4 protein-coding genes are annotated in these 5,433 nt (G+C 62.4%); 3 read left to right on the top strand and 1 reads right to left on the bottom strand.

Going from position 1 to position 5,433, the window contains the following annotated elements:
• Positions 1–18: 18 nt before the first annotated feature.
• Positions 19–531 carry a DUF1269 domain-containing protein gene (locus AB4Z11_RS21540; protein WP_442027566.1) on the bottom strand — a complete coding sequence of 171 codons (513 nt, stop codon included), beginning with the start codon at positions 529–531 and terminating at the stop codon, positions 19–21.
• Between the two features lie 241 nt (positions 532–772).
• On the opposite strand from AB4Z11_RS21540, the gene AB4Z11_RS21535 reads away from it, so the two are divergent.
• The 3 genes from AB4Z11_RS21535 to AB4Z11_RS21525 all read left to right on the top strand — a co-directional run.
• Positions 773–3,004, top strand: a complete 2,232-nt coding sequence (locus AB4Z11_RS21535; RefSeq protein WP_442027565.1) for a YgiQ family radical SAM protein — start codon at positions 773–775, stop codon at positions 3,002–3,004.
• Positions 3,005–3,197: 193 nt separating this feature from the next.
• Entirely contained in the window at positions 3,198–4,604 is a 1,407-nt protein-coding gene (locus tag AB4Z11_RS21530) for an RCC1 domain-containing protein (RefSeq protein ID WP_442027564.1), read from the top strand.
• 124 nt (positions 4,605–4,728) lie between these two features.
• Positions 4,729–5,433 (top strand): ABC transporter substrate-binding protein (locus AB4Z11_RS21525; protein ID WP_442027563.1); only part of this gene is annotated, 705 nt, incomplete at its 3' end.

Genomic DNA, 5,433 nt, shown 5'->3' with positions numbered 1-5,433 from the left:
CCCCCCGGGAGGCCGGCGTTATGGGAACGCCAGCATGGGCGGGTCTTCACCGCCAAACTTGAAGTCGGGATGCCGCTTGGCGATCATCTCCTCGATTTCCTTCATGCGCCGTACAGGCACGTCCACCATCATCAGCACCTGGCCTTGCTCGATGCGGTCGGCGTACTGTTCCAGCTTCTTGTTGGGAATCGCTGCTGCATTCATGCCGCTTGCCCAGCCTCCGAACACGGCGCCGCCCATGGCCACCAGCAGAATCGCCGCGGTGCGCATGGTCAGTCCTTCGGGAGGGAACATCACAAGGAAGATACCTGCCAGCAGGCCTACAACGCCACCGATGATCACGCCGAGTTGGGCGCCATGGATCAAATCGGTCTTAACGAGGAAAGAGCACCCCGGACAATCGTCGGGTAGCGTGCCCTCCTTGGCGAGGAAGCGGATGTGGCGTTCTTCTATACGCGCAAGCAAGAGTTCATCGAGCTCAGTTCGCGCGGCCTTGACGTCGGGAAGCATGTAATACAGTCTGCGTCGCATAATGGTCCTCCTGTCACAGGTTGTATTACAGTTATAGCAAAAAAGGCACGATATTCAATAAATATTTGCCATGGTTTCCTTTATGTTTGCGCACAAGTAACTGAAAAATAAGGCCTTTTTCAGACCGCCGCGCGCGAAATGGGGCATTTTCCTGTAAAATGCCCGGATGAATTCCCCAGCTAACCTTTTTGCGGCCGTTCCCAAGCGGTCTGCCCGCGCTGCGTCTGCGCCTTTCCTGCCCATGTCCCGTGCCGAAATGGACGAACTGGGCTGGGATCAGTGCGACGTCATTCTCGTCACCGGCGACGCCTATATCGACCATCCGAGTTTCGGCATGGCCCTGGTCGGCCGCCTGCTGGAAGCTCAGGGTTATAAGGTTGGCATCATTTCCCAGCCGGACTGGAACGATGTGGAATCCTTCCGCAAGCTGGGCAAGCCGCGCCTGTACTGGGGCATCACCGCCGGCAATATGGACTCCATGGTCAACCGCTACACGGCTGACCGCAAGATCCGCTCCGACGACGCCTACACCCCGGGCGGCGAACCGAACAAGCGCCCTGACCGCGCCGTGACCGTCTATGCCCAGAAAGCGCGTGAAGCTTTCCCTGGTGTGCCGGTGGTGGTCGGCTCGATCGAAGCCTCGCTGCGCCGTATCGCCCACTACGACTACTGGTCGGACAAGGTGCGCCGCTCGGTGCTGATCGAATCCAAGGCCGACCTGCTGATCTTCGGTAACGCCGAACGCGCGCTGGTCGACCTGACGCGCCGCATCGCTGATGGCGAAAGCATCAAGGACATCAAGAACCTGCGCGGCACGGCCTTCATGGTGCCGCAAGGCTGGCTGCCGGACGCCGAATGGTCGGTGCACAATTCCACCCGCGTGGACGTGCCGGGCCGTATCGACGCCCACCCGAATCCCTACGCCATGGCGAAGGAAGACACCAAAGAGTGCGCCACCGAAAACGCAGCGCCTGAGCCAACGGTCAAACCGATCGTCATCATGACGCGCGAAGAGCGCCTGGCCGCGGCCAAGGAAAAGCACAACAAGACCGTGGTGCGCCTGCCGTCCTATGACACGGTCAAGGATGATCCGGTGATGTACGCTCACGCTTCGCGCGTGTTCCACCTGGAATCGAATCCCGGCAATGCGCGCGCCCTGGTGCAGGGCCACGGCGAGCGCGATGTGTGGATGAACCCGCCGCCGCTGCCGCTGCAGATGGACGAGATGGATAACGTCTACGACCTCGAATACGCGCGCGCTCCGCACCCGAGCTATGGCAATGCGAATATCCCGGCCTGGGAAATGATCCGCTTCTCGGTCAACATCATGCGCGGCTGCTTCGGCGGCTGCACCTTCTGCTCGATCACCGAGCACGAAGGCCGCATCATCCAGAGCCGCTCCGAGCCGTCCATCCTGCGCGAGATCGAACACATCCGCGACAAGACCAAGGGCTTCACGGGCATCATTTCCGACCTGGGCGGCCCGACCGCGAATATGTACCGCCTGTCCTGCAAGGACAAGAACATCGAAGAGACTTGCCGCCGCCTGTCCTGCGTCTATCCGTCGATCTGCGTGAACCTGGGCACCAACCACAACCCGCTGATCAAGCTGTACCGCAAGGCGCGCGCGATCCCGGGCGTGAAGAAGATCCTGATCCAGTCGGGCCTGCGCTACGACCTGGCGGTGCGTTCGCCTGAGTACGTGAAGGAACTGGTGACCCACCACGTGGGCGGCCTGCTGAAGATCGCGCCTGAGCACACTGAAACCAATGTGCTGAGCAAAATGATGAAGCCGGGCATTGGCGCCTATGACGAGTTCAAGGCCATGTTCGAGAAGTATTCGCTGGAAGCGGGCAAGAAGCAGTACCTGATCCCTTACTTCATCGCGGCCCACCCGGGCGCGACGGACGAGGACATGCTGAATCTGGCGCTGTGGCTGAAGAAGAACAACTTCCGCCTGGACCAAGTGCAGACCTTCATGCCGACGCCAATGGCCATGGCCAGCGCCATGTACTACTCGCGCAAGAATCCGCTGCACAAGGTCACCGACGATTCGGAAGAAGTGTTCACGCCGCGCACGCTGCATCAGCGCCGCGCGCACAAGGCTTTCCTGCGCTACTACGATCCGAAGAACTGGCCGATCCTGCGCGACACCTTGCGCAAAATGGGCCGTGGTGACCTGATCGGTACCGGCGAGCGCCATCTGATTCCGCCTTACCAGGACGGGGAAGAGAACTTCAAGGCATCCGCCGGCAAGCGCGCCATGCCGATGCTGGCGCCGGGCGCCGAGAAGCGTGGCGGCAAGGGTCTGCCGGCAGCCGGCGGCGGCCGCGGCAAGGCCAATGCACTGACCGGTTCGCTGACCGCGCGCGCCACGATCGAGACCAAGTCGCGTCCTGCGATTCTGGACACGATCAAGATCAAAAAGGCGGCGCCCGCCGCCAAGCCGGCCCGCGGCGGCCGCAAACCTTAAACCCGAGGCCAAAAACAGGTGGCAGCCACGATGTGGCTGCCACCAGGTTCACGCCCTGGGTTTCCCCAAAGGTTTCCCAATTTCATAATTTACATGGATAATCCCCGCGTGCTTGTGCCTTGGCGCGGGCTGAACTGTGGGTACACTGACCGGTATCCGCGACTTATCTATCTGGATGATTATGAAAATGACCATGAAGTCCCTCCTGCTGATCCCGGTGCTGGCGTTGCTGGCGGCCTGCGGAGGCGGTGGCGGCAGCGACAGCAGCTCTACGCCATCCACCACTACGCCAACCCTGCAGTCGATCGCGCTGACGCCGGCCAACCAAACTATTCCTGTCGGCACTACCCTGCAGCTGACGGCGACCGGCACCTATTCCGACGGCAAGACCGCTGTTCTGAAGGACAACCTCACCTGGTCCGTCAAAGGCAGCAATGCGACCGTGGCCACCACCGGCCTGGTGACCACGAAAGTCGTCGGCAGTGAAACCATTACCGCCACTTCCGGCAGCATTTCCGGCAGCACGGCCATCACCATTACCAACCCATGGGATTCGGTTGCCGCCGGCGGCAATCAGACGCTGGCGCTGAAGCGCGACGGCACCATCTGGGGCTGGGGCAGCAACGGCTGGGGCCAGCTGGGTGACGGCAGCACCACCGACCAGAACAAGCCGGTGGCAGTCAGCGGTGGCGTGAACACCTGGAAGCAGGTCGCCAGCGGCGAATTCCACACCGTGGCGCTGCGCGCCGACGGTTCCCTGTGGGCCTGGGGCTTTAACCAGAACGGTCAGCTGGGCACGGGCACCACCGACTCCAAGCCGGTACCGACCCTGATCGGCACCAGCAAGAACTGGGTCTTTGTGGCCGCCGGCAAGGCGCATACCCTGGCCATCGACAAGAGTGGCCTGCTGTGGGCCTGGGGCCGCAACTTCAACGGCCAGCTCGGCGACGGCACCACGGTCGACAAGCTGGTGCCGACCAAGATCGGTACCTTCACCAACTGGAAAATGGTTTCCGCAGGCGCTACCCACAGCATCGGCGTGCGCGCCGACGGTTCCCTGTATGCCTGGGGCGGCAACGCCAGCGGCCAGCTCGGCAATGGCGGCCTGGTGGACCTGACCGCGCCAACCAAGGTCGGCACGTCGACCTGGGTGACTGCGGCGGCCGGTGGCTCGCACACCCTGGCCATCCGCGCGGACGGCGCCATGTTCTCGTGGGGCAGCAATGGTTCCGGCCAATTGGGCAACAATAGCGCCAGCAACGCTACCGCACCGGTGCAGATCGGTACGGACATGAACTGGGCCAGCGTCGCCGCCGGCGGCCAGCACTCGCTGGCTGTTAAAGCGGACGGCACGCTCTGGTCCTGGGGCTCCAATAGCGATGGCCAACTGGGCGCCGGTAATACCTTCGATAGCGGCGCGCCGACGCAGGTGGGCACCTCCACCATCTGGAAAGGTGTGAGCGCCGGCATCGTGCACTCTTTCGGCGTGCAGACCGACGGTACCCTGTGGGGCTGGGGCCGCGCAGCCGAGGGCCAGCAAGGCAATGGCAGCAGCGGCAGCACCGCAGCGGCCGTGCTGGTTCCTACCGCCCTGCAATAATCCTAATCGGGGGGACGCCCGTCCCCCTACTGCTGCGCGAAAGCCACACAGCGCGTGACGCAAGGGCCGGAGCGGCTACAATCGGGTTGTCATCCATTGCCAACCAGCCACTCCGGACCGTTCAGTGCGCGACATCCTGACCCAACGCCTGCTCCGACTTTCCGCCAGACTGGCTGTCTGGTGTGCGGTAGGCGTATTGCTGCTTCCCGCAGCAGCGCTGGCGCAGGAAAAAATCATCCTCCAGCTGAAGCACACCCACCAGTTCCAGTTCGCCGGTTATTACGCCGCGCTGGAAAAAGGCTATTACAAGGAAGCCGGGCTGGATGTGCAATTCCGCGAAGGCACCGACGGCAATGAGCCTGAGCGCGCCGTGCTGGCCGGAAGCGCCCAGTATGGCGTAGGCAGCAGCAGCCTGTTGCTGGCGCGCCTGTCTGGCAAACCGCTGGTGGTGCTGGCGGTGGTATTCCAGCACTCGCCTTATGCGCTGGCCATGCGCCAGACCGGACCCGCACCGGATATCCACGCCATAGTCGGCAAGCGCGTGATGATCGGCTCGCTGACCGACGAGCTGACCCAGGCCGACGAAGTCATGGCTTATCTGAAGAAGGAAGGCATCGCCACCAACAGCCTGATTCGCGTAGAGCACAGCTTCAATCCGGACGATCTGGTGAAGGGCAAGGTGGATGCGATGTCCATCTTCGTCACCAATGAACCGGACTATCTGGACCGCGTCGGCTTCCCCTACGATATCTATCTGCCGCGCGCGGCGGGCATCGACTTCTATGGCGACAATCTGTTCACCAGCGAAGCCGAAATCGCGGCCCATCCC

The sequence above is a fragment of the Pseudoduganella sp. RAF53_2 genome (assembly GCF_052113985.1).
In the GTDB taxonomy this organism is placed as follows: domain Bacteria; phylum Pseudomonadota; class Gammaproteobacteria; order Burkholderiales; family Burkholderiaceae_D; genus Rugamonas.
Note: the sequence above shows the minus strand (reverse complement) of the source record. Positions and strands in the feature narration are given on the sequence as shown.

What these genes read in the sequence shown, in the direction of transcription:
- AB4Z11_RS21540 (WP_442027566.1), bottom strand. Translation starts at nt 531, where the DNA reads ATGCGACGCAGACTGTATTACATGCTTCCCGACGTCAAGGCCGCGCGA.
- AB4Z11_RS21535 (WP_442027565.1), top strand. Translation starts at nt 773, where the DNA reads ATGTCCCGTGCCGAAATGGACGAACTGGGCTGGGATCAGTGCGACGTC.
- AB4Z11_RS21530 (WP_442027564.1), top strand. Translation starts at nt 3,198, where the DNA reads ATGAAGTCCCTCCTGCTGATCCCGGTGCTGGCGTTGCTGGCGGCCTGC.